The organism is Nitrosomonas sp., assembly GCA_031316255.1.
In the GTDB taxonomy this organism is placed as follows: domain Bacteria; phylum Pseudomonadota; class Gammaproteobacteria; order Burkholderiales; family Nitrosomonadaceae; genus Nitrosomonas.
This window is the reverse complement of the sequence record JALDQW010000001.1, coordinates 1,041,373-1,068,254: the sequence shown is the minus strand read 5'-3', so window position 1 is coordinate 1,068,254 and position 26,882 is coordinate 1,041,373. Positions and strand designations below refer to the sequence as shown.

The window sequence follows — 26,882 nt, the reverse complement described above, 5'->3', positions numbered from 1 at the left end:
ATGAATTAAATACTGTTTCATTACTATGCTGTTTAGGCTGGGTTTACTGAAAAATACCGTGTGCGAATCATGCAATCGGGACCGGTTTGTTCTCAAGTACCTGATTGCCGTCATAGACGATGTTTCCGTCTTGGATGCGTATCAGTCTGTCAGCGTAAGCGGCGATTTCATTTTCGTGAGTGACCAGCACAATGGTGATGCCTTGCTCTTGATTAAGCTGTTCAAAAAGCGTCATAATTTCTTTACTTGTCTGCGTGTCAAGATTGCCTGTGGGTTCGTCGGCTAGTATCAACGGGGGCTGGTTGACAAGTGCGCGGCTGATTGCAACGCGCTGCTGTTGGCCGCCAGATAGCTGGTTTGGGTGGTGCATGGCAAATTTCTCCAGTCCGGTGCGGCGTAGTTGTTCCAGTGCTCTGTTACGGCTTGCAGCACGATTTTCCCCTGCATAGAGCAGTGGTGTCGCAACATTATCGAGGGCAGTCATGCGTTTTAACAGATTAAATCCCTGGAAAACAAAGCCAATGTAACGATTCCTGATGCGTGCAAGCGCATCGTTGGATAGCGTGGCAATGTTCTGGTTTTCCAGCCAGTAATCGCCGCTTGTGGGTGTGTCCAGGCAACCCAGAATGTTCATCAGGGTCGATTTCCCCGAGCCGGAATGGCCCATGATGGCGACAAATTCACCTTTTTCGATGCACAGGTTAATATTGTTCAGAACCGGGTTCTCTATATTTTTTCCTGCGGCATCGATGAGCGTGTAGCTTTTGTTTAGTTGCGTTATTCGGATTAAAGCGGGTGATGTGGAATTTGAGTGGCTTGTTGACATCAGAACATTCTTAATCTGAATTGGGGTTCGGAATCTTTTTTATCGCTTTTTTCCCGAATAATTACGGTGTCTCCCGCCTTGACGTCGCCGGCAACAATTTCAGTATGATTTCCATCGGTGATGCCGGTTGTAACATGGGTTGCGACTGGTTTGTCATCGATTAGGCGATAGACTAAGGACTGACCATTCTGTCGATTATGACGTTGCTCTGCACTTGAATCGGAATCTTTGGGTTGATAACGCAGCGCTGCATTAGAAATTCGCAGCACATTTTGCCGTTGATCGACGACAAAATGGATGTTGGCGGTCATGCCCGGCAGGAGCGAGCCGTCAACGTTGTTAACCATGGCCACGACATTATAGGTGACTACGTTTTCCTGGATGGTCGGGTTGAGACGCACCTGTTTGACAGTGCCGGTAAAAATACTGTTTGGGTATGCGTCAACGGTAAAATTGATCGGCTGGTCTATACGTAACAGACCGATATCTGCTTCTGCAACGCTGATATTGATCTGCATTTCACGTAAGTCTTTTGCAATCTGAAACAGGATGGGCGTCTGAAAATTTGCGGCAACGGTTTGGCCGATATCAACATCACGGGCAATAACCACACCGGAGATTGGTGATTTGATAATACTATAATTCAGATTGGCGCGGTCTCTTTCGACCTGTGCCTGACTGACCGCCAGTTGCGCGCGTGCTGCGTCCAGTTCCTGTTTAACGATATCCAAAGCTTCGAACGAGATGAACCCTTGCTCGTGCAGCTTGTGGTGGCGTTTTAATTTGCTGTCGGTGATGTTGTATTGTGTTTGCGCACTGAGGAGGCTGGCTCTGGATTGTTGCAACTGTGCTTGCAGTAACGCAGGGTCCAGTTCCGCTAAAATCTGACCAATTTCGACCTGATCGTTGAAATCGACATGCAGTTTGGCGACTGTACCTGAAACCTGTGTGCCAACATTGACGAGAACGACCGGCGTCAGTGTGCCGTTAGCGGATATGGTTTGTATAATGTCGCCTTGATCAAGTGTGCGTGCAAGATAAGAATTGGTTTTGGATTCGCCGCTGTCTCGCGTATACCAGTAGATCGAAACCGGAATAATTAGGATAAGTGCTATGACAATTGATGGAGTGTTGCGAATAGACATGGATAAAAGTTGGAACGCATTTGAGAAATTGATGAACAGGCAAAATGATTAATGTTACATGACAGCGTCACTTGTGCGTCAAAATCTGCGTCTTTTTATGAAATGGTTTCATTTTATGAATGATCGGTTTACTCGATGGAATTACACTGAGACAAGCCATGGTGAGACGGGTTCAATGAACTGAATGGTATTGTTCGGTTCTGTTTCATGTTATTTTGATAAATTAAATTGACTGAATACAGCTGTGTTTATAGTAAATTTTCCAATCACTTGTTAAAATTGCGAACTTAACTTTTATAAAAAACTTTACTTTACAATAATACTAGGATTGTTCATGACTATCGAAGATTTTCGTCCCGAAAAAAAATTAACGACATTTTATCCACCCCAGCGTGTTTTAATGGGGCCAGGCCCATCCGATACGCATCATCGCGTTTTAACGGCCATGGCGCGCCCTACACTTGGCCATCTTGATCCGGTTTTTGCGGATATGATGGAAGAAATCAAAGATTTGTTACGCTATGCTTTTTTGACCAAGAACAAGATGACATTTTCAGTCTCCGGGCCCGGTTCTGTGGGTATGGAAATGTGCTTCGTCAATATGATTGAACCGGGTGATAAAGTAATTGTCTGCCGTAATGGTGTGTTTGGTGGGCGGATGATTGAAAACGTCGAGCGTCACGGTGGTGTTGCCGTTGTTGTCGACGACAAGTGGGGCGAGCCGGTCGATCCACAGAAAGTTGAAGATGCATTCAAGCAAAACCCCGATGCCAAAGTTCTGGCGTTTGTTCATGCCGAAACATCAACCGGTGTGCTTTCCGATGCCAAAACGCTGTGCGGCATTGCGCGCAGTAATAATGCCATGACCATAGTCGATACTGTAACGTCATTGGGTGGGTCGCCCATCAGAGTTGATGAATGGGGTATTGATGGTATTTATTCCGGCAGTCAGAAATGTTTGTCCTGTCCGCCAGGATTGTCACCGGTCAGCTTTTCAGAGCGTGCAACTGATTTTGTGAAAAATCGTAAAACCAAAGTTCACAGCTGGTTTATGGATATTAATCTGCTATTGGGTTACTGGGGCACTTCTGCGCGTACTTATCATCACACTGCACCGACCAATTCACTCTATGGGCTGCACGAATCACTCATCATGTTGTATGAAGAAGGCCTGGAGCATTCATGGGCAAGGCATCAACGCAATCATGAAGCGTTTAAGGCGGGTCTGGAAACCATGGGTATTAGTTATGTCGTTGACGAAAAATACCGTTTGCCGCAACTTAATTCGGTTTATATCCCAGAAGGGATCAATGATAAAGCCGTGCGCGACAGATTACTCGGTGAATACAGTCTGGAAATTGGCGCGGGACTTGGAGATTTTGCCGGAAAAGTCTGGCGTTTTGGCTTAATGGGTACGTCAAGCAGGGTTGAGAATGTACTGATGTGTCTAAATGCATTGGAAGCAGTTCTGTCTGATATGGGTATGAACCTGAAACGGGGTGCTGCAGAATCGGCGGCACATCAGAATTACGCTGCAAATCCGATGCCTTAGATCTAGAAAAGGAATTCAGTTTTTTCGGAGTGTGTGTCCGAAAATTCAGTGTGTCTTATTACGTCTTAAACCGTTCTTTTACAGCTTATGTTTTTCACTGGAAAAGAACGGTGCTAGAAAAATGAAATTGGGATAATCCGATCGCTATGTTGCTGGGTTCTCCGTTGTTCATTATTGCTGCTTCACTGTTAGCAATTTTTTTTTCTTACTATTCAATTTTATGGCTCATCAGGCAGAAAACTATTGCGATCCTGGATTATCCTAATTCAAGATCATTGCATTCTGTTCCGGTGCCGCGAATTGGTGGTGTAGGATTGTTATTCGGTGCCTTGTCGGCTTGGTTGGTTTTTTCAGCAATGCTTCCTGTCTTCGTTTGGCTGGGGATATGTGTACTCGCAGGTATATCCATTATGGATGATCTTTGGAAAGTACCCGTTTGGTGCCGGTTACTGATGCATACGCTGGTTGCGTTTGGATTCTGTATTACGATTCAGTTTGATGCGCAAGACTGGCTGTTTGTTTTGATAGGTATGCTGACCGTGATATGGATGTCTAATCTGTTTAACTTTATGGATGGTTCTGATGGGTTGGCTGGTGGCATGGCTTTAATCGGGTTTGGATACTACGGACTGGCGGCTTATCTGTCCGGAGATATCAATTTTGCTCTAGTCAATTTTACGGTTGCAGCAGCGTCATTGGGTTTTTTGTTTCATAATTTTTATCCGGCGCGCATTTTTCTCGGTGATGTCGGTGCTATACCGTTGGGTTATCTGGCAGCGGTTCTGGGGATACTTGGATGGATAAATGATTTGTGGTCTTTATGGCTGCCGTTATTGATTTTTTCGCCGTTTATTGCCGATGCGACGGTAACACTCGTAAAACGGTTTTTGTCCGGTGAAAAGATCTGGCTGGCGCATCGTGAGCATTATTATCAACGAATGGTGCAAAGTGGCTTGGGTCATCAAAATACGGCGCTGCTGAGTTACGGTCTGATGCTGACGGTAGGCGCAAGTGCAGTATGGGCGAATGGCCAGACTATGACTATTCAGCTTGTTGTTGCAATAATTTGGGGGTTTATTTATCTGGGATTAATGCTGATGGCTGATCTGGGTCAGATGCTTTATGCAGACAAACGATAACATGCTTAAAAACAAATACGAAATACGTTCAGTTATTGCATTCTCCCATGACCTGATTGCGGTTATTGTGGCTTGGTTGCTTGCGTTTCTGTTTTATTTTGATTTTAAGATTTCAGTCATACCTTTTACGTTATTTTTTGATCTTTTGCCCTGGATACTGCCGGTTCAGGCAGTTATTTTTTTATGGCTTGGGTTGTACAGGGGGTTGTGGCGTTATGCCAGTCTTCCGGATCTAAAGCGGATTACAGTTGTAGTGTTGCTGAGTGCAACCTTGATTAATATTATTTTCTGGCCACTTGGGTTCCTTGGTGTTGTGCCGCTTTCGGTTAATATTCTTGCGCCAATCTTGTTATTGATGATCATGAGCAGCAGCCGCCTGATTTATCGTGCATGGAAAGAGCGTCGTTTATATAGCCTAGAGAATTATGAAGGTAAATTGGCGCTGATATTGGGTGCTGGGAATACCGCAGTTAATCTTGTCAAAGATCTGGCGAGCAGTCGTGACTGGCACGTGGTGGGCATGTTGGATGATGATCCGAGAAAACTTGGAACACGTTTGCGCGGTGTGCGTGTATTAGGTGTTATTGATAATTTGCCGCATTGGGTGCAGAAATTAAATGTGGGTCATGTCATTATTGCCATGCCTTCCCTTTCTCATCGAATGCATCGCCATATTCTGGAAATGTGCTCGGGTATGGGCGTTAAAGCAATGATTGTTCCTTCTTACCAGGATCTTATCAATGGTAAAACAACCGTGTCACAAATTCGTGAGATCCAACTGGATGATTTATTGGGCAGAGCGCCGGTTGTACTCGATGATGAAGGCTTGCATGGTTTTTTGACGGGCAAGACGATATTGATTACGGGTGTCGGCGGTTCAATTGGTGCGGAATTATGCCGTCAGATTATCGCGTTCCAACCGACGCATCTTGTGTTGCTGGAACTCAATGAATATGCGCTTTATTGTGTACAGGAGGAATTTCTGGCAAATTTTCCTGAGACTTCAATGTCGTTTGTCATCGGGGATATTAAAGACGGTGCACGTTTGGAACAGCTTTTTAAGCAATTTAAGCCAACCGTTGTTTTTCATGCAGCAGCCTATAAACATGTTCCGCTGATGGAAGATGAAAATGCCTGGCAGGCGGTTTTGAATAATGTCATGGGCACGTATATTTTAGCCAGCATGGCGATTCGCTACAAGGTGGAGAAATTTGTACTTGTTTCAACCGACAAGGCGGTTAATCCCGTTAACATCATGGGAGCGAGTAAACGCCTGGCGGAAATGGTTTGTCAGGCAATGCAGCAATCAAACAGCAATCGTGAACAGATTACCTGTTTTGTAATGGTGCGCTTTGGTAATGTGTTGGGCAGTGCAGGCAGTGTTATTCCAAAATTTCGCAAACAAATTGCTGAGGGTGGTCCGATTACGGTCACACATCCCGATATGACCCGTTACTTTATGTCGATTCCGGAGGCTGCGCAACTCGTTTTGCAGGCGGGACTGATGGGCGGATTGAAAGGTGGGGGTGAAATCTTTGTTATGGATATGGGCGACCCCGTGAAAATTACGGAGCTTGCCAGTGATTTGATACGATTGTCGGGCCTGGGTGAAGATGATATTCGTATTGTTTATACGGGGTTGCGTCCAGGAGAGAAATTACACGAAGAATTGTTATTGGCCGATGAAAATACGGTGCCGACACCACACACTAAATTGCGTATCGCGCAGGCTCCCGAAGTTAATGAGCAATGGCTTGTTGCATTGGTGGCGCGTTTTGAAAAAATCAAAACGTTAAATGATGAAGAGGCGCGAAAAGAATTGGCACAGTGGGTGCCGGAATATATACCCAATGGCGAGAGCGTTCATTGATTATTTTTCGTTGATCATGCCTTGTTCCAGTAAATAAACATGATCAATATTTTTTCTGGTTGCTGGCATCGCCTGCATGACCAGGATTGTGGTGCGGTTTTGTATCAGTTTAGTAAGCGCTTTATTGAATGACGTGTGTGCAGATGATTGAAACCATACGTTGTCCATAATCAGGATGGGTGCGTTTTTAAGCAGTGCGCGTGCTATTTCAATTTTCTGCCATTGCTCGTTGGTCATGCTGGCGCCGTTCTCATCAACACGCGTTTGCAGGCCATTGGGCATTTCTCGTATAAATTCTGAAGCCAGGGCGGCTTGAGCGGCCGCAGTGATGCTTGCCTCATGGGCGCATCGGGTAACGCCATAAGCGATATTGCCGGCAACTTTCTCATTCAAGATTACTGAATCATGCGAGACCAAGGCGAACTGGGCAAGCAAGTCAGCCTGTTTGATTTCGGTAAATGGCACATTCTCCAGCAACATTTTTCCCGTTTCCGGTTGATAAAAACCAAGCAGCAAATCAATGAGCCGGGAACAAATCTGTTTGTCTTTGCAAACGATGGCAACCGTCTTTTTCGGAGTGATTTCCAGATTAATCCGGTTGAGTACGGCTTTTTCCGGCTTATGATCAAAAAAACAAACATGTTCAAATGTTAACTTGCCTGCAACTTCGGCAATTGTCTTGTGATTGTGATCTGAATCTGCATTCAGATCGAGTAAAGAGAAAATCCGTTCCAGATGATTTTGCTCATTGTGTAATGTCCGAGAAATTCCCGCCAAACGTCTGACAGGGGTAATCAGTAACAGTGAGGCCATAACAAATGCACCGATTTGATCAAGTGTGAAATGGCCTCGTAAGGATTGTTGGGTCATGAGATAAACGATTGCCACAGCAATAAATAACATGACGAGTTGACACAACAAAGCAATAAATGTTTTGTAGTTGACTTGTTGCGACTCATTATCCTGTAATGATAAGGCTTCTTTTTTTAAACGCTGGTATTCCTGATGCTGGCCGCCATAAAGTCTGATCTGCCGGAAATTTTTCATGGACCGTTGCAGATGATTGGCAAGTTTGTTCAATGTTGGGGTGTCCGATCGAAGATTTGCAGAGTGTTGCCCCTGTATGACTTGTAATATGATTGTTGCAAACGGAATCAACAGAAGAACAAGTAGTGCAAAATCCCGCTCAATCCAGAACAGGCAGAATATCAGACTGATGATAATCAACGAATCACGTACTAGTGTGGTAATTATTCGCATTGCTGACTGGGAAATCTGTTTTATACTGCTCAAAGCTGAATGGGTTGTCTGTTGTTTATCCAGGTATTGATAATGTTGAACAGGCAGGTTAAGCAGCGTATTAAATAAATCGGTGTTCAGTTGCATGCAGAGGTGATTGCCTGCTTTTCTCATCAAATAATGGCCAACAAAATTGGAGAGACCGAAAATAAACAGTAGTATCGCAATGGCCAGCAAGTTTGATTGTATCGTCGCAGAATTTTGCTGAATAAAAGTGGCATGCAGAATGTGTTGAACAAGAATGGGAAAAATTGACAGGGCTACAGCCATGATCAAGAGCGCCCAAAATGCCCAGAAAAAAAATTTCCAGCAGGAAGTCATGTTACCTGCAAGCCGTTTATAGTGATGTATGTGAAGCATATGTCGATATGAGGCTGTTTTGACAGTAGTCTATTGCGTGTTAGGCATAATTTAATTGATCGGCGTATTTTTCAATCATTATTTTAAGTCAGAAGTGCTTACTTGGGTTTTGTGTCTTCTTTAGCGAATAGAGTACAATAATTATTTTTTAAACTGATTATAGAGAAGTCTGTCTTGATAAAAGACAGACCCGTAGCCTTGTCCACATGCATCTAATTGAATTGCTTCAAGTAACTTTGATCAGGACGGGCTGATTTATTAAATGGCGCAACAAGTGACCCTACCAGCAGTAGATTCGGAAAAAGATAATACGCATCATTGTATGTGTCAAAGAAAAGGTATTATCCTGGCGGGCGGATCGGGTACCCGGTTGTATCCCGTAACCCAGGTCATCTCCAAGCAGCTATTGCCTGTTTTTGATAAGCCGATGGTGTACTATCCGCTGAGCGTTTTGATGCTGGCGGGTATTCGTGATCTGCTGATAATATCGACACCGATGGATTTATCGCATTATGAACGGCTGCTGGGTGATGGACATCAGTGGGGACTTGATATTTCTTATGCCGTACAGCCGTCGCCGGGTGGGTTGGCGCAGGCTTTTCTTATCGGTGAATCTTTTATCGACAATAATTGTTCAGCACTCGTTCTGGGCGATAATATTTTTTATGGCCATGACCTAAATCATTTGCTGTCAAGTGCCATGGAGCGTTCTTCAGGTGCGAGCATTTTTGCCTATCATGTGCAGGATCCTGAACGCTATGGTGTGGTTGAGTTTGATGTTGCTGGGCGGGCCGTTAATCTGGAAGAAAAACCCTCGCAACCTAAATCTAATTATGCAGTGACCGGTTTGTATTTTTATGACCGGCAAGTAGTTGATTATGCCAAAAGTATTAAACCCTCACATCGAAATGAACTGGAAATTACCGATATTAACCGGATTTATTTGGAGCAGACGGCGCTTCATGTCGAAATAATGGGGCGTGGTTATACCTGGTTGGATACCGGTACGCATGAATCGCTGCTGGAGGCGAGTCACTTTGTGGCAATGATCGAGCACCGGCAAGGACTCAAGGTTGCTTGTCCGGAGGAAATCGCATTCAGGCAAGGCTGGATTGATGCCGCGCAGCTTGAAGCGTTGGCGGTGCCTTTGGCTAGGAACGGTTATGGGCAATACTTGTTACAGGTATTGAAACACAAAAAATGAATCTTGATCGATGAAAGCGACACAACTGTCAATACCCGACGTTTTCTTATTGCAACCACAGGTTTTTGGCGATACACGCGGGTTTTTTTTTGAGAGTTTCAATCAACGCCAGTTTGACCAGTCAATTGGCGCGCATGTGACATTTGTTCAGGGAAACCATTCGCGATCAGCCAAAAATGTACTGCGTGGACTGCACTACCAGATCAGGCAACCACAGGGAAAACTGGTGCGTGTTGTCGTTGGTGAAGTGTATGATGTGGCTGTTGATTTACGCCGGTCGTCGCCAACGTTCGGTCAATGGATTGGGGAAATTCTCAACGCCGAGAATAAAGCCCAACTCTGGGTGCCGGCAGGCTTTGCGCATGGGTTTATAGTGTTATCGGATTATGCAGAGTTCCTGTATCAGACAACGGATTACTGGGCGCCGCAACATGAACGCAGTATTATCTGGAATGACCCAACGTTGGCCATTGATTGGCCCATTGGCTGCACGCCAATGCTTTCAGACAAGGATGCACAAGGCGAGCTGTTCAAATTAGCCGAGGTCTATGAGGATATGTAACCACCTGACTAACAATTCATGGCAAAACAGAAATCGGTATATGTTTGTACGGAATGTGGCGGCCAGATATTAAAATGGCAGGGACAGTGTCCGCACTGCCAATCCTGGAATACGCTTATTGAAACGGTAGCCGAGAAACAGGTTGCGCGGTTTAGCCCGATATCCGAAACAGGGCAGGTGCAGAACCTGAGTGATGTCGAAGCACAGGAAGAACAACGTTATTCGACTGGCATTGCAGAGCTTAACAGGGTGCTTGGCGGCGGCCTGGTGCGCGGTGGGGTTGTGCTGCTGGGTGGCGATCCGGGAATTGGCAAATCTACTTTATTGCTGCAAGCTTTAGCGCATATGTCGGGGCAGCACCGGGTGCTTTATATCAGTGGTGAAGAGTCGGCGCAACAGGTGGCGCTGCGTGCACGGCGTCTTGCGTTGAATGTACAGGCTGTGCAGCTTTTTGCGGAAATACAGCTGGAAAAAATCCAGACAGTATTGAATGAATATAAACCTAATGTGGCGGTTATCGATTCCATCCAGACGATTTATTCAGATGTGCTGCAATCTGCGCCGGGTTCGGTGGCGCAGGTGCGCGAGTGTGCTGCCCAGTTGACAAGACTGGCTAAAGCCAGCGGCACTTCAGTTATTCTGGTTGGTCATGTCACCAAGGAAGGTGCATTGGCCGGGCCACGTGTATTGGAGCATATGGTCGATACGGTTTTGTATTTTGAAGGCGACATGCATTCGAGTTTCCGTTTGGTCCGGGCTTTCAAGAATCGTTTTGGTGCGGTTAATGAACTCGGTGTATTTGCCATGAGTGACAAAGGATTACGTGAAGTCAAGAATCCTTCGGCTTTGTTCTTGTCGCATCATGACAGTCAGGTGGCCGGTTCCTGTATTATGGTGACGCAGGAAGGTACACGTCCGTTACTCGTTGAAATTCAGGCGTTGGTGGATGAAGCGCGTGCGCCGCATCCAAGACGGCTGTGCGTCGGTCTGGAACAAAATCGGTTGGCTATGTTGCTGGCCGTCTTGCATCGTCATGCCGGTATTCCCTGTTTCGATCAGGATGTTTTTGTGAATGCAGTCGGCGGGGTGAAAATCACCGAACCCGGCGCGGATCTCGCAATCCTGCTCGCGGTTGTTTCATCCCTTAAAAACAAGCCGCTGGCGGAGAAAATGGTGGTGATCGGCGAAGTGGGTCTGGCCGGTGAAGTGCGTCCTGTGCAACGTGGGCAGGAACGCTTGAAAGAAGCGGCCAAGCTCGGTTTTACCCGTGCGATTATTCCGTTGGCTAACCAGCCCAGACAGCCTGTTTCAGGTATGGATATTACTGCCGTCGGTAGAATCGCTGATGCGGTGGCGCATATGTATGGATAACGGTTGAACTGTTAATGATGCCAGCAAAAACCACTGATCAGAAAGTGCGCACGCGATTAACAGCGTTGTTGCTGTTTTCTGTGGTCGTTTTGCTGCTGGCCGCGGCCATGCCGCCCATTTCCCAGCCGCAAACCTATCATCAGTTTGCGGATCAACGCACCCTGTTTGGTATTCCGAATTTTATGAACGTGGCTTCCAATCTGGCGATTGTGTTGAGCGGGCTTGCTGGACTGGTGTTTCTCTGGCACTCATACCAGTTGTCAAATCAGCGCCAGACACAGCAGAAATTTGTTACATCAGCAGAATACTGGCCATACCTCGTTTTATTTACGAGTGTCATTATGACTGCGCCGGGTTCTGCCTACTATCACTGGGCGCCTGACAATATCAGCCTGCTCTGGGATCGATTGCCCATTGCGGTAGGTGTGACGGCTTTGCTTGCAGCCGCGCTTTCAGAACGTATTCATCCAAAATTAGGCGTGCGTGCGTTACCGATACTTGTCCTGATGGGGGCCGGTAGCGTGATTTACTGGTATATGGGTGAACAGCGCGGCATTGGTAATCTGAATTATTATATTGTGATTCAATTCTATTCGTTGCTGCTGGTTGTGCTGCTCAGCCTGCTCCTGCCTTCCCGTTACACGCATGGACACGATATTTACAAGATAATTGGACTCTACGCATTAGCAAAACTGGCTGAAACACTGGATCAGCAGATTTTTGATGCCGGTCAGGTAATCAGCGGACATACTGTAAAACACCTACTTGCTGCTTTGGCAATCTGGTGGATCGTAAAGATGTTGCAAAAAAGATCATTAGCTGTTCATAAGGAAATATCCGGATAAATTCCTCTTGATCGGTGCTGATTTAACTATTCAGGCATTGGATGGTTCGAACGGGTAGTGCAAAGTAACGCCGGTATGAATAAAATCACGCATATCGCGTGACCAGGATGAGGCCAAAGCTCAATACGGTCGCGGCAATCTGTTTAAACAAATTTTGTCATGCAATATGGAGCGGATCATTTATGGTTCCTATTGTATGGCCTATCAATTTATGGCAATTATAACGTCTATACGAAAGGACGGGGAAATATCAGGGTGGTGTGCCAGGAAGAACTGCACGGTTTGCAATTGATGCGCCTCCTGGCGTCGGCACATCCTGCTGCACTATGGAATGGCTATTGAGGCACCGACAGACGAGAGAGACGGAAACAGATAGGCCGTTTATAAAGGTAACGGGACGGCATTAATTCTTTATTCATAATTTCCAGGATGTTACATGGAATGAAAGCCAATCATATTGCCCTCAGTATCATAGGCAAGAGCAATAAACCCGTGTTCACCAATCGAGAATTTTTCTTTGAAAATACTACCGCCATTCTGGGCAGCACGGGCGGCTTGCACTGCGCAGTCCTCACACGCAAAATAAATTAACGTTCCACCACACCCAGAAGATTTTCCGATCATTTTTACCAGCATTCCGCATGCTCCATAAGTGGTTTGAGCAGTACTTTTGTCTGAGGGGAAGCTCCACATCTCCATATCTACGCTCTCAGGAGTAGGAGCAGGCATTTTTTCCAGTTTAACTGCAAGTACTGTTTCATAGAACGCTTTGGCGCGTTCCATATCCTGGACATAAATTTCAAACCAGACGACGGGGTTGCTTTGATTACTTTTCATGGGATTTCTCCTTTGAGTTTGGTTACAACAAAACCCGATGCCATGCTCACACGTAGAGAAACTTGCGCACAGGCTAGGGTCTTGCATTATTACATATCAATCGGTAACTTCACCAAATCGATGTAATATGCGATGATCAATCAGTCCGTGAATCATCAAGAAAGGAAGTTTGGCATGCACATGTTTGCAGAAAAACCAAAGGTCGCTCAGCAAAATGCGCCGGGGAAACCCAAGATCCCCCGTCGAACACATAGTGAGCAAAGCGACAATGTGCGCGCCATCCTTCACACGCAGCGTATGGTCGACAGCCAAGCCGAACAGGGAACAATTGCTGTGAATTCAACACGTGGACTGCAGTCAGATGTGGAAGATGACGAAATCATACGCGGCCCCACAACCGAAGAGATTGTCGGCGATGTCGCGCGGCCTATTGGCACGGTTTTGGGAAATGTTATTACTTCTGCCGCTGGCATGTTGACGGGAATCAGCATCTCCACAAAAACCAATAAGGGGCCGACCTGGAACAACCACGGCGCTTTTGTGTGGCATGTCGGTTTCAATACCACCGGCCGAAGTGGCTGGATTATTCAGGATGTCGTCAATACCTGGCGCGCAAAAGATGCGCGGGGTAACGCTGTTGCCAGTCCGCTTACACCGCATTTTCTGGAAGCCTGGACTGTGGATAGCGCAGGCAAAGTGACGCCAAACATTGGTAAAGACAATGATTACTGGGATAACCCGAATCTTAATACCAGCTACGGTGCAGTCGAGGGACATTTGGCGACCCGGGCGAAGCTTTATTTCACCAAGACCAACCCTGCGACACAGGGTTTTATTAGAAACAATCCGGCAACCAACGCTTCCGGCCTGTTGTCTTCAACTCAAACACCCACAGGCCTTGGAATTGTCCGATTATATCGTTACGCACAAAGCACCTGGGATTCAACAGGAACTGTGCCAATCCACTTTGGATCAGCAGGGCCGTGAAGAATCTTGCGGGATGTTCAGGTCGATAATCAAGAAATCATGTGAATGAAACGGCGTTTACGCTCAACATAAGCCGATCAATATCATAAATGATCATTTACACATCACGCAAAAATTATGCACAAAATTTATCCAGGAAAATTAACTGATTGTATTATTTTCATGGTATTGCTTTCCTGCTTGTTTCCAGGTCTGTCCTTTTCCAGGGATAAGCCCACACAGAAAGCAGTAACAATGGAATCATCCGTCAAAGCAGCAATCGAGCAATGCGAAAATGACAGTTTTAAAGTTAGTGTGGAGTGCCGAGAGATTGAGTATAATAAATTTTGTACCAAGCATAATATTTAAGCGAATGAATTTTTGGCAATTATAGAAACCGTTCCAAAAGGCGGCTGGGTCATCTGCTCTGAAATTCCAGACGTTAATGGGGAAGATGAAGCCGTTGAAGGAGAAAAAAACAATTCAAATGACTACTATATAGAACTGATTTTGTATAATCGGAGAGACAACATCATGCGCGGGTAATCTGACGAAATTCTACAGGAGGAAGCTGTATTAGAATGAAGCGCAGAGATCTGGAGCAGTAGAATTGTAGCTTGTTTTTATATCATGCTAACTTGCTCATCTATCGAGCAATTCAGCAGCTTCATATAAATTTTAAAAATCACTAACTTAATGAACCATTTTTTGCATCAACAGAATAAACAAAATCATTACGGCCAAAAAATATAAAATAAACATGAATAATAAAGTAATAAGTGGTTTGCGATGAAAATATAAGCTTGAAAAAATGCACTTCTTAGAAAGGCAAGTGCTGGAACTGTCAATATGAGGGCTATAACCGCACGTGGAGAACACATGATAAACGGGCAGATCAATGTTGTTGATACATATGGGTTAGCCATTCACAGGACTACTATTTACGTAACAGAGATATCTCATGACAGCACGCCAGATGACCGGGCATCAATACTATTTGGCGATGGCAAAAACAAAAACGGTGGAATTGGCGGCAGCGGCATCCTATTTTAGATGGCGGATGCAGTCATCGAATATGCTGGTCGCCACTCGCTTACGCTTATACAGGGATAGCTTGAGTTTTGTTACATTATAAGACTTGCGAAATCAATCCGTTTATCTTGAGCTTCAATAAAGCTGGAAAACATTTGCCAGATGAAAGTAGAATTATTCAAGGGCACCTCTAAAAATTAAGAGTTTTAAACAAAACGAGGCGAGAACAAAAAATATTGACGCAGCATATGATTGATATGTAAGGAGATATTTTTTGTGAACAACAAAGTATTGTGACAAAATATGGATTTTTAGAGATGCCCTCAATATATTCATTTTCGCTCTCATGGCGGTAGATATCAGTACGAAACAACATCGAAAACGAATGGAATATTCTGGTGCCGTTCGAGAAAATCACTGAAAGAATGATATTAAAATCAAAGCTGGCAACATAGGTTCCCTGGATATCGCCATGTTGAGTTGTAAACACAGTATTTACCGCATCGGCTTCTCACCTCAAATAAACCCGAAACCAAGTTTTCCAGGGTTTTTCACAAACGCCCCCTTTAATCAACCGAACGCAAATATTATCGTATGATACGCAAATGGTTGGCGGAATTTGATAGTGGGTTGACGGCCGTTTCAAAGCATAAAACTTGGTCTAAATAAATATGCTTGTTATCCGTAAATAACAACATATTACTTTTATAAACCCAACTGAATCAATGAGTCTTTCAATCAACACGAATATTGGCGCATTAAACAGCACTCGCCATTTATCAGTGACAGAGACGCACTTAAGCCGCTCTTTGGAGCGGCTATCGTCTGGGTTGCGTATAAATAGCGCCCGCGATGATGCAGCCGGTCTTGCCATATCCGAGCGCATGACCAGTCAGATTCGTGGATTAAATCAGGCTACGCGAAACGCCAACGATGGTGTTTCGATGTTGCAGACTGCAGATGGCGCACTGGGTTCGATATCGGGTTCCTTACAGCGTATCAGGGAGCTTTCAATTCAGGCTGCAAATGCTACCAATAGCCTTAGTGACAAAAAAGCACTCCAGGAAGAAGCCAACCAACTGATTCAAGAAATAGAGCGCGTTTCTTCGACAACCGCTTTCAATAACGAAAATATTTTCGACTTCACGAGTGGCAGCGTCCTCGGAGATTCCGACCAGCTTGCGGTGATTTATGGCCTACAAAATGGCTGGCTGGAACAAGCCGAAAGCCTAATTCAGCAATATTACGGTATTTCAGCTGATGGCGCCGATATCGACATTGAATTGACTACTTTCACGGATGGTGCAGGTGGCGTTGCAGCGCAGGTTGTGGGTCTAATACCCGGCAGTTTTATCGGAAAAGCTACCGATGTTAAACTGCAAATCGATATGAGCGACTTTACACCGCCAAATTTGCCAAACGGAGGTACAGCGCCATTCTACAACGATAGAATAATAGCCCATGAAATGGTACATGCGGTAATGTACCGCAGCATGAACGTCGCTTCAATGTTTAACCCTGCAGTGGACCAGAAATGGTTTCTTGAAGGCGCAGCTGAATTCATCCATGGGGCAGACGAACGCCTACAGTCTTCAATTAACAGTATCGGCATAGGTGGCGTCATGGCGCAAGCAGGAAATTTTGGGACGGCAGGCGGAGCCTGGGGTGGAAGTTCAGACGAATATTCTGCTGCTTATGCGGCTGTCGGTTACATGCATCAACAAATTAAGGCAAATGGCGGATCGGGCATCAAAGATGTCATGACCTATCTCAATCAGAATCAAAGTGCCACGCTGAATGATGCGATTAATGCAGCTTCCGGTGGAATATGGGCCAATGCAGATGCCTTTAATGCCGATTTTGTCGCTAATGGCGCCGCATATATTGCCGGATTAAACCTAACTGATGACGATACGGGCGCAATTGGTGGCGCGAATGTGGACGGTGGTTCTGTCAAAACGGCAGAAAGCGTCATTGCGAATAACAGCTCCAGAGGCGGAACGAATCCGCTTAGCGGATTTAACGAAGTATGGGAAAATATTGCCCTAAACGTAGCGGGAAACCAGAAATCTTTACAGGTAGGTGCTTATAAAAACGAGACGCTGGACGTTTCATTTGGCGCCGTTAACACTGCAGCAATGAGTATCGGTGATGTAGATCTCGTCAATAATGCCGGATTTGCGACTTTTAAAATGGATTTGGCATTAGATCATGTAAACAAAGAGAGGGCCAAAATCGGCGCACAGCTCAATCGGCTGGAATCAACCATCAATAACAATCTAATCAGCGCAGAATCCATGACAGCGAGCCGTTCTCGAATTCAGGACGCTGATTTTGCATCAGAAACCGCAACGATGACCAAAACTCAAATTCTTCAACAGGCAGCAACTGCCATTCTAGTCCAAGCCAACTCAAATCCTCAAATGTTACTGTCCCTACTCAGGTAAATCGATCCATTTTAAAAGCTACAAACGGCATCAAAGAAATCACCCATCAAGTTTCCAATGGGTTATTCAAAACACACTCAATTATTGAATGTGACACAGCCAATGACGGCACCCGGCATGTCTTTGTAAAAAGCAGCTAATTCAACTTTCATCCCAGATTTCCCAATAGAGCTTTTTTAAGGTGTAAAAATAGGGGTAAATTTCACGGGCCAGGTAAAATTGGCGCTATGGCTGTTTCCAAAGCGTAGCCAAAGATCGGCTATCACGCGTGCATTCGCACAAAAGCCATTAACGGATGGTGAGAATTACGTTCCGGCTGCGCGGATTGTAACCGCGTGCCGCACCTTCCTGTTGTCCATAACGCGTCATCACTGTCGAATCCAAATCGAGCGTTCAATGATCTATATTAAGGTTGCCAAAAAATCAGCGATACAAACGGCTAAATATCCGCATCGTCGTTGCCTCATCAACCTTCCGGAACAGCCGCATGATCGCTTTAAAGTTCGCCATACGTTTGAAACCAAACCCTTACATATATGCTGCCGGTGAATGAATAAATACGCTCAACAATCTGTTTAATAAGGAATATATGTTAATGGCATGGATTTGCTTAAATATCAATTAGTTTCATGTTTTTTTATTGTTGCCGTATATAGAGTAATTAAATTGAGTGAGAAAGAATATGAACAATAAAGTTAAAACAGCCATCGCATTGTTATGCTTTGGGTTTGTCGGCGCATTATCTGCAGATCCTGTTACATGGGATACGTATGCAGGTGCGGGTATATGTACCAGTGGGGTTGGAAACAACTGTAAATTTACGGATTCCAGCCATACGCTCACGGCTTATGCCTATTCGACAACCGACAACAGCGGTACAACTGAATTCGAAAAAGCCACATTAACCGTCTGGAGTGGCGGACTGGGCGTTAAAAACCCGGATCAAAGTAATGAAAATTCAAGCCCTAACCATGCATTAGATGACAATGGCAGGGATGAATTGATTGTGTTTGAAAATGGCGATCCAGGGAATTACTTTACCGGTTTTAAAATAGGCTGGCGGTATAGTGATTCTGATATCAGCGCATGGGTGGGATCGCTTTCAACCAATTATGACTTTACAGGCACAAGGTTTTCTGATCTGGCAGGAATGGGTTTTACAAAAGTTGACTTCAGCAATGTGCCCACGAACACACAGCGTTCTTTGGGATCGCTTGCCGGGAATTATCTGATTCTCGCACCAAGCGCAGATTCTAATTCGGAATATGTCAAGATCAGCCAAGTCAGCGGAGAGATACCGAACAAAGTATCTGAACCAGGCATTATGGCATTGTTCGCAGTCACCTTGATGGGTCTCTGGGCAAATAGAAGACGAAATGCTTCTTAAAGTAAACCGTCATTGTTGATTATGTGTTTATTTGGTATGGTGATAACCGTCGATAAATCAGACGATCAGAAAAAAAGCCGAGATTGATATCTCGGCTTTTTTTGTCCTAAAAAAACCTCGGTTGATTGTGTTTAGAATGCGTAGTTTTTACCTTTGGCAAGGTAAAATGAGACTTCATAGCAGGCTATCATCACGAATACCAAGGCTGCAAGAATTAAAAAACAGCATGTTATAAACATCATAGTGTCGTCTGTCTACTATTCGGATGAAGACATTATCTGGCTACTCAAGAAATTCATTCAAGTATTTGATATTAATCATATATTAATGATTTTGGTTGTTTGAATCGACCAGAAAACGCTAAAATGAACTCCTGTTTCTGGTCGTTAATGGTGTTATCTTTGCTCACAACCAGCAATATATCGATATTTTGGAACAAAAGTGATGTGATACTGGCAATACCGCAACACATGTGATAATTTCTGGAGGCTGTTCAGTTGTCTTTTCCTTTTTGATTTGCGGAAACAACGCAATCGGGAAATACTGCTGAACAGATCTTTATGCAAAGCATTTATCGATCTCGCCCACAGGCGTGGCTACCTGGACTCTAGTTAAGTTATTTGTTCATCATGAAATACGATAATATCGATTATGTTTTCGAGTATTTAATCCAGGAGGTATGGATTGGATAAGCCGTTGCTGCATATAGGTCTGGTTGGACCGCTACCGCCACCGTATGGCGGTATGGCCAATCAAACCAGGCAATTGGCGGCGCTTTTACAGCATGAAAACATACAGGTTGAACTGGTTCAGGTGAATGCGCCTTATCGTTCCGACTGGATTGGAAGAATTAGAGGACTTAGAGCAGTCTTCAGATTGATACCCTATCTTTTGCAGCTTTGGCATGCCGCAGGCAAAGTGCAGTTGTTTCATGTCATGGCAAATTCCGGATGGTCGTGGCATTTATTCGCGGCGCCTGCGATCTGGATTGCGCGGCTGCGAAAAATTCCTGTTGTTGTGAATTACCGGGGCGGAGAAGCCGAAGCTTTTTTTCAGAAATCGTTTTTCTGGGTGAAACCCAGCTTGGACAAAGTCAGTGCGATTACCGTGCCATCCAGTTTTCTCAAAACGGTTTTTGGCCAAATAGGTTATCCCACAACAATCGTACCCAATATCATTGATTTGAGCCGGTTTACCGTCAAGTCGACAGAAAACAAAATAAACCAGAAAGGTTTTCCACATATTGTGGCCACTCGCAACCTTGAAGCGATTTATGACAATGCTACAGCGATACACGCTTTTCAGAATGTTAAACGCGCTTATCCTGAAGCGCTGCTGACCATTGCCGGAGCCGGGCCTCAGCGGGACATGCTGGAAAATCTGGTGAATGAACTGAATTTGCAGGAAGCAGTTGAATTTACCGGACGGATCGATAACAATGCCGTAGCAAAGCTTTATCAACGTGCGGATGTGATGGTTAACGCAAGCCTTGTCGACAACATGCCGATCTCGATACTGGAAGCATTAGCCAGCGGCGTACCTGTTGTCAGCACTGATGCGGGCGGCATTCCGTACCTTGTTGAACATGGCAAAACAGCGTTGCTGGTTGCGAAAAAAGATCCGGCCGCAATGGCTGAAGCCATAATGCAAGTTCTGCGCAATACCGAATTAGCGGATAATTTGCGTAAAAATGGTTTGGCGTCTCTGGAAAAATATACCTGGAATTCTGTCAAAAAGCACCTGCTCATGGTTTATCATCAGGTGCTGGAAAACAATCAATCGTAAGAGATAATGATGCTGAAAAAGCCGCCCGCCAAATCAAAATCACCACAAAAACCTAAAAGCCTGTATACAACCTGGGCATCGGGGTTTTTCTTTCCACTACACGAAAAACTGAAAAAACATAACAGTGTTGCTTTGCTCAGGCAAATGGAACAGTCGCAATGGTGGGACAAGCAACGGCTACAGGATTTTCAGCTGGTTCGATTACGTGATCTGCTTGCATATGCTCGTGCACATGTGCCTTATTACCGTCAGTTATTTGAAAAAAAGGGATTGAATGCGGATGATGTGAAGTCACTAACCGACCTTCAGCAATTTCCGCTTTTAACCAAGCCGATTATCAGAACCAATACCGATGCACTGAAGTCGGATATCGCACAGCATCTCGCGCGTTACAATACCGGCGGATCCAGCGGGGAGCCGCTGGTTTTTTTTATCGGCAAAAAGCGCAAAAGTCACGATATTGCCGCAAAGTGGCGCGCAACACGGTGGTGGGGCGTGGATATCGGCGATTCTGAAATTGTTATCTGGGGTTCACCGATAGAACTTGGCGCACAGGACTATTTGCGCAATTTGCGCGACCGGATACTGCGCACGAAACTGTTGCCCGCTTTTGAAATGTCAAAACAAAAGCTCGATGGATTTCTCGCAGAAATTCGCGCCGCACGCCCAAAAATGTTGTTCGGTTACCCTTCCGCGTTATCGCATATCGCGCGATATGCCAGTGAAAACGGTATTGGCATGGACGATCTGGGCATACAGGTGGCGTTTGTGACTTCGGAAAGACTATATGACGATCAGCGTCAACAAATCAGCGAAGTATTTAATTGTCCCGTAGCCAACGGTTATGGCGGTCGCGACGCTGGTTTTATCGCGCATGAATGTCCGGAAGGCGGCATGCACATTACCGCTGAAGATATTATTGTTGAGATTATTGATGCGCAGGGCAATCCATTGCCACCTGGTGAATCCGGTGAAATCGTTGTCACCCATCTGGCGACGCATGATTTTCCGTTTATCCGTTACCGTACCGGCGATATGGCCATTTTGCACGACCAGTCTTGCAGTTGCGGACGTGGTTTGCCATTGATCCGTGAAATTCAGGGGCGCAGCACCGATTTTGTCGTGGCCCAGGACGGCACCGTCATGCACGGCCTTGCACTGATTTATATTTTGCGTGACCTGCCGCAAATTGAAGCCTTTAAAATCGTTCAGGAAAGTCTGGATAAAACCCGTATTTTTCTGGTGAGCAAAACAGCTCTGGAGCCATCGCTGTTGCAGCATATCGAAGAGGCTTTCAAATCCAGACTGGGCAAAACGGTGAATATCATCCTCGAACAGGTTTCGCAGATTCACGCAGAACAATCGGGAAAATTTCGTTATGTTGTCAGTAAAGTTATAAGTACAGGAGTGTAATTTTTTATAACCAGCTTCAATATCTCGAACAGGTTCTTAGAACAGGAGAAAATGAAAGATATGTCCGATACAGATTTCCCGGCTTCAATTGCAACGCCAGCAAAAACAATTAATGATGTGATCAATCAACTCACCGTCATTGTTGAATGGTCCAAACAAAATAACTCGCGCATGGGCTACTTTGCCGCGCTTTACCGCAAAGTGACGATTCAGGTCAAGAAAGGCATAGAGGATGGTTTTTTTGACGACGGCCAGCGCATGGAACGCCTCGATGTCATTTTCGCCAATCGTTATATTCATGCGTGTTACCAAAACCAGACTGATCAAACGCCGACACAATCCTGGGTGTGCGCGTTCGACGCTACCGAACGCTGGTGGCCGATCGTGCTGCAACATTTGCTCATGGGCATGAACGCACATATCAACCTCGACCTCGGCATCGCTGCCGCTGAAACCGTACCGCCTGAAGAATTGCCGAATCTCAAAGGCGATTTCGACAAAATCAACGCCGTGCTGGCCAGTCTCGTTGGCAGCATACAGAATGAACTTGCCGAGATCTGGCCGATCCTCGGCATCATGAATCGCTACCTCGGCAGCGTGGAAAAAACCATTATTAACTTCAGCATGGAAAAAGCCCGCGATGGGGCATGGTCATTCGCCGAAGAACTATCGCCGTTGACCGGCGAGTCCCGTAGCAAGGCGATTGCGGATAAGGATGAAATGTTCGCTGCATTTTCCAATGTCATTATGCATCCGGGATTTACCCTGTCGGCAGTACTTAAAATTGTGCGTCTGGGTGAACGGGGGACGGTACGGGAGCGGATTGGAATATTGGAATAAACCAATTTGTTTAAACGCGATTGTTGGACGAAATGTCTAAGGAAATAGAATGAGCGATAATGAAATCCCTCCAGAATTCTGGGAAAGAGCAGACGAAATTATTTCGCTTGCAAATGTACAGGTAAAGGGTTCAACAGTAGGCAAAGTAAGCGCTTCTCTGCTATACGCCGCGGCGAGATTTAACGCATTCAGTGTGGCTTCTTCAGCACTTGATGCTGATGAAATGAAAAAAGATAAAAAAGAAGCAATAAATTACTTCGTTGAACAGTATAAAGAAATGCTGATTGAGAATCTTGATAATTACATCGAGAATTTCGATGAATTCACGAAAAACGTAAACAAATAATAAACACTTAACAAGATATTGGAAACCTAAATCTTGTATCCTATGGTTGTTATGAATCGTTTTACTCATTGTTACCGTCTGATTACCAAAGAGTTTGTTTTTTAGACATCATCAACAAACATTCCATTCCATAACTTGATCATGTATTTACTGCATACAGCCCAAAATTATAGGTGTGAGCGTATAATAACTTAAGATGTCCTAAAACCAGAAAGTGGTGGTTTGATTCTTGCCACTAAACTAGGAGACGAAAAGATGAAAATAAGCTATATATTGTTGGCTACAATTTTAGGTGTGGCGCTCACCGCGTGTAATGAGCCAAAACGGACACCTGACGGGCATTTGATGGAGCGGCCAAAAATGTCGGCTTATGGTCCGGATGATGTGACGCGGCATAATACGGCAGCCAACGCCGATGATGGAACTGTTGAAGAATGATTTAAAAATCAGAAGAGGCGAGACATTCGATTGCTTCTCAAGACGCTATTTCGTTCGTGAGGCAGCAAAGTTCTTTATCTCAGATACTTAAACAGTCAATGGCGTTCTACGCCAAGTCATTTTTATAGGAGTCCCGGTTGGACTAAGTTACTCCGGTGGTGCGCTGCCGTTTGGCAAGGCAGGCCGAATCGATATTGCAATGAAAACATTGTCGCGTAAAACACCCCCGTACGCGAAGCTAATAAACTGCTTCCTAATATTTGACCCATATCACCCATATGAAACCGGTTGAAAAATTCATGAATAACCATGTCGGCTGGCAATTTGATAACAGTTATGTTTGCCTGCCCGAATCGTTTTATGAGCGGCTTCGGCCCGAGCCGGTGCGTGCGCCACGTGTTGTGATTCTGAACCACATGCTCGCCGAATCGATGGGACTCAATTTACGCACCCTGTCCGAAAATGATGCAGCCTTATTGTTTTCAGGGAATGTATTGCCCCAAACAGCACAGCCTATTGCACAGGCCTACGCGGGGCATCAGTTCGGCAGTTTTACCATGCTTGGCGATGGGCGGGCAATTTTAATCGGAGAGCATACAACACCGGCAGGTAATCGGTTTGATATCCAGTTTAAAGGTTCCGGGCGCACACCCTTTTCACGCCAGGGCGACGGACGCGCCGCGCTTGCCCCGATGCTGCGCGAATATATCATCAGCGAAGCAATCAATGCGTTAGGCATACCGTCTACACGCAGTCTAGCCGTGGTGACTACTGGCGAAACAGTAATGCGCGAAACGCCGCTGCCTGGGGCAATTCTGACGCGTGTGGCGGCAAGCCATATTCGAGTAGGCACGTTCGAGTATGTCGTGAGAAAGGCGGGCGTGGAAGGCGTGAAAACGCTGGCCGACTACACTATAAACCGCCATTTTCCGCAGCTTGCCAGATCAGATAACCCTTATCTTGCGCTGTTAAATTGCGTAATATCGCGCCAGGCATTACTGGTGGCACAGTGGTTGCAGGTGGGTTTTATTCATGGCGTAATGAATACGGATAATATGGTAATCAGTGGCGAAACAATTGACTACGGTCCATGCGCGTTTATGGATGCGTTCGACCCGAAAACCGTATTCAGTTCAATCGACCATCACGGCCGTTACTGTTACAGCAACCAGTCGCATATCGCACAGTGGAATCTTGCACGTTTCGCTGAAACACTGTTGCCGCTGTTGCACACGGAGCAGAAAGCGGCATTAGCGCTGGCGGAAGAATCTATTCGTGCTTTTCCCGATATTTTCCAGAATCACTGGCTGGCCGGAATGCGAAAAAAGCTTGGATTGTTCACCGACGAGGCGGAGGACATGCAGCTTATTGAGGCGTTGCTGACCCTAATGCATATGCACCGGGCAGACTATACCAATACTTTTCGCGCGCTGGCATCAGATGATCTGCCGAAGCTGGATCTGTATATGGATGCCGCGTTTATCCAATGGCGCGCGCAATGGCAGGCACGGTTATCACGTCAGTCTCAATCGCTTAAATCGTCATTTGATATGATGTGCGCGAATAATCCAGCGGTGATACCACGTAACCACCGTGTTGAAGAAGCATTGAGCGCAGCTTCGGAGCAAGGCGATTACACGGTGATGCAGCGGTTGCTGGCGGCAATAGCCAGTCCATACGTTGATGCACCGGAATACGCGGATTACCGTATCCCGCCGTCACCCCAGGAACGTGTGTATCGGACTTTTTGTGGCACTTAGGTAAAGGACAGGGCCAGAGAATGGATCAGAAATAAGGTAAGCTACTGATTTTGGCAGGATAAAAAAGATGCTGGAATGCGATTCGATTGTTTTGCGCGCTTCAGTCCGTTATGTGTGCCTGACCGTTTTGTTTCTACTGCCGATAGCAATCATAATTTTCTAGTATATCAAGCAGAGTAGATGTTATGAGCAATCAGAATGACAAACGGAAAAACGTGAAAAATATTTCTTTTCTTAATAAGAACAGGTATTACATGAAAATTTTAGTTTTTTCTGTCTTATTAATGCTGTTGAGTGGCTGCGCCAACCTGGCTTATTATGCGCAGGCTGTCGATGGGCATATGGACGTTATGCGTCGTTCCCAATCGATTAATGCGTTGGTTGCCGACCCTGAAGTAGATCCGGATTTGAGGCATACGCTTAACCAAGTCAGAATATTACGCAAATTTGCCAGTCAGGAGTTGAAGCTACCTGACAATCGAAGTTACACAACATATGCCGATCTTGAACGGCCTTATGCCGTCTGGAATGTGGTTGCCGCGCCGGAATTTTCAGTCAGACTCAAAGAGTGGTGCTTCATAAAGGCCGGTTGTGTGAGTTATCGCGGTTTTTTCTCGAAAACGAGTGCTGAACATTACGCCAACAAGCTCAGGGCCGAAGGTTATGACGTGCATGTCGGCGGCGTGCCTGCTTATTCAACCCTGGGGTGGTTCAATGATCCGGTGCTGAACACATTTATCAATTCTGAACTGGAACTTGCACGCCTGATTTTCCATGAGCTTGCGCACCAGGTTGTTTATGTGCCTGGCGATACCGTTTTCAATGAGTCGTTCGCCACACTGGTGGAGCAAGAAGGAATCAGACGCTGGCTAGTGCATACCGGTGCGTCGGATGAATATGAGGAATATCGTTCGCGGCGGGAAAGACAAACGATTTTCAACATGCTCGTGCTAAACCATCGCACGCGCCTGGAAACACTGTTTAGCACTGATTTCAGCGATGCAAAGAAACGTGCGGGAAAAGCGCAGATTTTTGATGACTTGCGTGCGCAATTTACATTGCTGAAAAACAGCCGGATGGAATTTGGCGGTTACGAGCGCTGGTTTTCAAAACCCCTCAACAATGCCCGGCTGGCGACGGTCTCTGTTTATACACAATGGTTGCCGGCATTTCAGGCGCTGCTTTCTTTACAGGATGGAGATATGGCGCGTTTCTTTGATGCTGTCAGGAAAATCAGCATGTTGACCAAAGAAGCTCGCGATCATGAACTGCAAATGGCTATTCAAGAAAATCAGGCACGTAATCTTGCCGGAATGTATTAATTCCTTTGCCACATTCAATTTACATTGCACAGTTGATCTACTATCCAATTGCAATTTCTGTAATAATTCCATCTTTTAATACGGTCACTGATTTTCTTGTATCGATTTAATATTTTTCTCAGTCTGTGGCAGAACC

General features: G+C 45.5%; 24 protein-coding genes. 20 read left to right on the top strand and 4 right to left on the bottom strand.

Translation table 11 applies throughout. The features are described from left to right. Nucleotides 1-67: 67 nt before the first annotated feature. A complete protein-coding gene (locus tag MRK00_04875) occupies nt 68-826 on the bottom strand; it encodes an ABC transporter ATP-binding protein (protein MDR4516705.1) in 759 nt (252 codons plus the stop codon). Beyond that, nucleotides 826-1,971, bottom strand: coding sequence for an efflux RND transporter periplasmic adaptor subunit (locus MRK00_04870; GenBank protein ID MDR4516704.1), 1,146 nt, complete (start codon nt 1,969-1,971; stop codon nt 826-828). Before MRK00_04870 ends, MRK00_04875 begins: the two co-directional genes overlap by 1 nt. A 334-nt stretch (nt 1,972-2,305) precedes the next feature. Between MRK00_04870 and MRK00_04865 the strand changes: the two genes are divergently transcribed. The 3 genes from MRK00_04865 to MRK00_04855 all read left to right on the top strand — a co-directional run bounded on the left by MRK00_04865 (nt 2,306) and on the right by MRK00_04855 (nt 6,532). Next, nucleotides 2,306-3,523, top strand: coding sequence for an alanine--glyoxylate aminotransferase family protein (locus tag MRK00_04865; protein ID MDR4516703.1), 1,218 nt, complete (start codon nt 2,306-2,308; stop codon nt 3,521-3,523). Between the two features lie 146 nt (nt 3,524-3,669). Further along, nucleotides 3,670-4,662: a glycosyltransferase family 4 protein gene (locus tag MRK00_04860; GenBank protein ID MDR4516702.1), complete on the top strand. Its 993-nt coding sequence runs from the start codon at nt 3,670-3,672 to the stop codon at nt 4,660-4,662. Nucleotide 4,663: 1 nt separating this feature from the next. After that, nucleotides 4,664-6,532, top strand: a complete 1,869-nt coding sequence (locus MRK00_04855) for a polysaccharide biosynthesis protein (GenBank protein MDR4516701.1) — start codon at nt 4,664-4,666, stop codon at nt 6,530-6,532. On the opposite strand, the gene MRK00_04850 is transcribed toward MRK00_04855, so the two are convergent. Continuing rightward, the gene (locus MRK00_04850) at nt 6,533-8,191 is read right to left on the bottom strand and encodes an ABC transporter ATP-binding protein/permease (GenBank protein MDR4516700.1); all 1,659 of its coding nucleotides are present in this window, start codon (nt 8,189-8,191) and stop codon (nt 6,533-6,535) included. It abuts the gene before it with no gap. Between the two features lie 322 nt (nt 8,192-8,513). On the opposite strand from MRK00_04850, the gene rfbA reads away from it, so the two are divergent. The 5 genes from rfbA to MRK00_04825 all read left to right on the top strand — a co-directional run bounded on the left by rfbA (nt 8,514) and on the right by MRK00_04825 (nt 12,515). After that, nucleotides 8,514-9,395, top strand: a complete 882-nt coding sequence (gene rfbA / locus MRK00_04845; GenBank protein ID MDR4516699.1) for a glucose-1-phosphate thymidylyltransferase RfbA — start codon at nt 8,514-8,516, stop codon at nt 9,393-9,395. A gap of 10 nt (nt 9,396-9,405) precedes the next feature. Next, nucleotides 9,406-9,957, top strand: a complete 552-nt coding sequence (gene rfbC, locus MRK00_04840; protein MDR4516698.1) for a dTDP-4-dehydrorhamnose 3,5-epimerase — start codon at nt 9,406-9,408, stop codon at nt 9,955-9,957. An 18-nt stretch (nt 9,958-9,975) separates the two neighbouring features. Next, nucleotides 9,976-11,328: a DNA repair protein RadA gene (radA, locus tag MRK00_04835; GenBank protein ID MDR4516697.1), complete on the top strand. Its 1,353-nt coding sequence runs from the start codon at nt 9,976-9,978 to the stop codon at nt 11,326-11,328. Nucleotides 11,329-11,342: 14 nt separating this feature from the next. Further along, nucleotides 11,343-12,173, top strand: a complete 831-nt coding sequence (locus MRK00_04830; protein ID MDR4516696.1) for an alkaline phytoceramidase — start codon at nt 11,343-11,345, stop codon at nt 12,171-12,173. Nucleotides 12,174-12,332: 159 nt separating this feature from the next. Beyond that, on the top strand, nt 12,333-12,515 hold the full coding sequence (locus MRK00_04825; GenBank protein MDR4516695.1) for a hypothetical protein: 183 nt from the start codon (nt 12,333-12,335) through the stop codon (nt 12,513-12,515). Nucleotides 12,516-12,605: 90 nt separating this feature from the next. Here the strand turns inward: MRK00_04825 and MRK00_04820 are convergent, their stop codons facing one another. Beyond that, nucleotides 12,606-13,010, bottom strand: a complete 405-nt coding sequence (locus MRK00_04820; GenBank protein ID MDR4516694.1) for a VOC family protein — start codon at nt 13,008-13,010, stop codon at nt 12,606-12,608. Nucleotides 13,011-13,184: 174 nt separating this feature from the next. Between MRK00_04820 and MRK00_04815 the strand changes: the two genes are divergently transcribed. The 12 genes from MRK00_04815 (at nt 13,185) to MRK00_04760 (ending at nt 26,746) form a co-directional block, all read left to right on the top strand. After that, on the top strand, nt 13,185-13,997 hold the full coding sequence (locus tag MRK00_04815) for a hypothetical protein (protein ID MDR4516693.1): 813 nt from the start codon (nt 13,185-13,187) through the stop codon (nt 13,995-13,997). Nucleotides 13,998-14,357: 360 nt separating this feature from the next. Then, complete coding sequence (locus tag MRK00_04810; protein ID MDR4516692.1) at nt 14,358-14,522, top strand: hypothetical protein; 165 nt, start codon at nt 14,358-14,360, stop codon at nt 14,520-14,522. Nucleotides 14,523-14,937: 415 nt separating this feature from the next. Beyond that, nucleotides 14,938-15,111 carry a hypothetical protein gene (locus MRK00_04805; protein MDR4516691.1) on the top strand — a complete coding sequence of 58 codons (174 nt, stop codon included), beginning with the start codon at nt 14,938-14,940 and terminating at the stop codon, nt 15,109-15,111. A 622-nt stretch (nt 15,112-15,733) separates the two neighbouring features. Then, nucleotides 15,734-17,455 carry a flagellinolysin gene (locus MRK00_04800; GenBank protein ID MDR4516690.1) on the top strand — a complete coding sequence of 574 codons (1,722 nt, stop codon included), beginning with the start codon at nt 15,734-15,736 and terminating at the stop codon, nt 17,453-17,455. A 682-nt stretch (nt 17,456-18,137) separates the two neighbouring features. Then, entirely contained in the window at nt 18,138-18,842 is a 705-nt protein-coding gene (locus MRK00_04795) for a hypothetical protein (protein MDR4516689.1), read from the top strand. A gap of 684 nt (nt 18,843-19,526) precedes the next feature. Continuing rightward, nucleotides 19,527-20,627, top strand: coding sequence for a glycosyltransferase family 4 protein (locus MRK00_04790; protein MDR4516688.1), 1,101 nt, complete (start codon nt 19,527-19,529; stop codon nt 20,625-20,627). 9 nt (nt 20,628-20,636) lie between these two features. After that, nucleotides 20,637-22,040 (top strand): AMP-binding protein, encoded by a 1,404-nt coding sequence (locus MRK00_04785; protein ID MDR4516687.1) that lies wholly within the window; start codon nt 20,637-20,639, stop codon nt 22,038-22,040. Between the two features lie 60 nt (nt 22,041-22,100). Further along, nucleotides 22,101-22,880, top strand: a complete 780-nt coding sequence (locus MRK00_04780; GenBank protein MDR4516686.1) for a DUF5995 family protein — start codon at nt 22,101-22,103, stop codon at nt 22,878-22,880. Nucleotides 22,881-22,929: 49 nt separating this feature from the next. Further along, the gene (locus MRK00_04775; protein MDR4516685.1) at nt 22,930-23,226 is read left to right on the top strand and encodes a DUF3144 domain-containing protein; all 297 of its coding nucleotides are present in this window, start codon (nt 22,930-22,932) and stop codon (nt 23,224-23,226) included. A gap of 255 nt (nt 23,227-23,481) precedes the next feature. Further along, nucleotides 23,482-23,664 carry a hypothetical protein gene (locus tag MRK00_04770; GenBank protein ID MDR4516684.1) on the top strand — a complete coding sequence of 61 codons (183 nt, stop codon included), beginning with the start codon at nt 23,482-23,484 and terminating at the stop codon, nt 23,662-23,664. A 299-nt stretch (nt 23,665-23,963) separates the two neighbouring features. Continuing rightward, complete coding sequence (locus MRK00_04765; protein ID MDR4516683.1) at nt 23,964-25,424, top strand: YdiU family protein; 1,461 nt, start codon at nt 23,964-23,966, stop codon at nt 25,422-25,424. A 254-nt stretch (nt 25,425-25,678) separates the two neighbouring features. Then, nucleotides 25,679-26,746 carry an aminopeptidase gene (locus MRK00_04760; GenBank protein ID MDR4516682.1) on the top strand — a complete coding sequence of 356 codons (1,068 nt, stop codon included), beginning with the start codon at nt 25,679-25,681 and terminating at the stop codon, nt 26,744-26,746. Nucleotides 26,747-26,882 lie beyond the last annotated feature (136 nt).

What these genes read in the sequence shown, in the direction of transcription:
- MRK00_04875 (MDR4516705.1), bottom strand. Translation starts at nt 826, where the DNA reads ATGTCAACAAGCCACTCAAATTCCACATCACCCGCTTTAATCCGAATA.
- MRK00_04870 (MDR4516704.1), bottom strand. Translation starts at nt 1,971, where the DNA reads ATGTCTATTCGCAACACTCCATCAATTGTCATAGCACTTATCCTAATT.
- MRK00_04865 (MDR4516703.1), top strand. Translation starts at nt 2,306, where the DNA reads ATGACTATCGAAGATTTTCGTCCCGAAAAAAAATTAACGACATTTTAT.
- MRK00_04860 (MDR4516702.1), top strand. Translation starts at nt 3,670, where the DNA reads ATGTTGCTGGGTTCTCCGTTGTTCATTATTGCTGCTTCACTGTTAGCA.
- MRK00_04855 (MDR4516701.1), top strand. Translation starts at nt 4,664, where the DNA reads ATGCTTAAAAACAAATACGAAATACGTTCAGTTATTGCATTCTCCCAT.
- MRK00_04850 (MDR4516700.1), bottom strand. Translation starts at nt 8,191, where the DNA reads ATGCTTCACATACATCACTATAAACGGCTTGCAGGTAACATGACTTCC.
- rfbA (MDR4516699.1), top strand. Translation starts at nt 8,514, where the DNA reads ATGTGTCAAAGAAAAGGTATTATCCTGGCGGGCGGATCGGGTACCCGG.
- rfbC (MDR4516698.1), top strand. Translation starts at nt 9,406, where the DNA reads ATGAAAGCGACACAACTGTCAATACCCGACGTTTTCTTATTGCAACCA.
- radA (MDR4516697.1), top strand. Translation starts at nt 9,976, where the DNA reads ATGGCAAAACAGAAATCGGTATATGTTTGTACGGAATGTGGCGGCCAG.
- MRK00_04830 (MDR4516696.1), top strand. Translation starts at nt 11,343, where the DNA reads ATGATGCCAGCAAAAACCACTGATCAGAAAGTGCGCACGCGATTAACA.
- MRK00_04825 (MDR4516695.1), top strand. Translation starts at nt 12,333, where the DNA reads ATGCAATATGGAGCGGATCATTTATGGTTCCTATTGTATGGCCTATCA.
- MRK00_04820 (MDR4516694.1), bottom strand. Translation starts at nt 13,010, where the DNA reads ATGAAAAGTAATCAAAGCAACCCCGTCGTCTGGTTTGAAATTTATGTC.
- MRK00_04815 (MDR4516693.1), top strand. Translation starts at nt 13,185, where the DNA reads ATGCACATGTTTGCAGAAAAACCAAAGGTCGCTCAGCAAAATGCGCCG.
- MRK00_04805 (MDR4516691.1), top strand. Translation starts at nt 14,938, where the DNA reads ATGACAGCACGCCAGATGACCGGGCATCAATACTATTTGGCGATGGCA.
- MRK00_04800 (MDR4516690.1), top strand. Translation starts at nt 15,734, where the DNA reads ATGAGTCTTTCAATCAACACGAATATTGGCGCATTAAACAGCACTCGC.
- MRK00_04795 (MDR4516689.1), top strand. Translation starts at nt 18,138, where the DNA reads ATGAACAATAAAGTTAAAACAGCCATCGCATTGTTATGCTTTGGGTTT.
- MRK00_04785 (MDR4516687.1), top strand. Translation starts at nt 20,637, where the DNA reads ATGCTGAAAAAGCCGCCCGCCAAATCAAAATCACCACAAAAACCTAAA.
- MRK00_04780 (MDR4516686.1), top strand. Translation starts at nt 22,101, where the DNA reads ATGTCCGATACAGATTTCCCGGCTTCAATTGCAACGCCAGCAAAAACA.
- MRK00_04775 (MDR4516685.1), top strand. Translation starts at nt 22,930, where the DNA reads ATGAGCGATAATGAAATCCCTCCAGAATTCTGGGAAAGAGCAGACGAA.
- MRK00_04770 (MDR4516684.1), top strand. Translation starts at nt 23,482, where the DNA reads ATGAAAATAAGCTATATATTGTTGGCTACAATTTTAGGTGTGGCGCTC.
- MRK00_04765 (MDR4516683.1), top strand. Translation starts at nt 23,964, where the DNA reads ATGAATAACCATGTCGGCTGGCAATTTGATAACAGTTATGTTTGCCTG.
- MRK00_04760 (MDR4516682.1), top strand. Translation starts at nt 25,679, where the DNA reads ATGAAAATTTTAGTTTTTTCTGTCTTATTAATGCTGTTGAGTGGCTGC.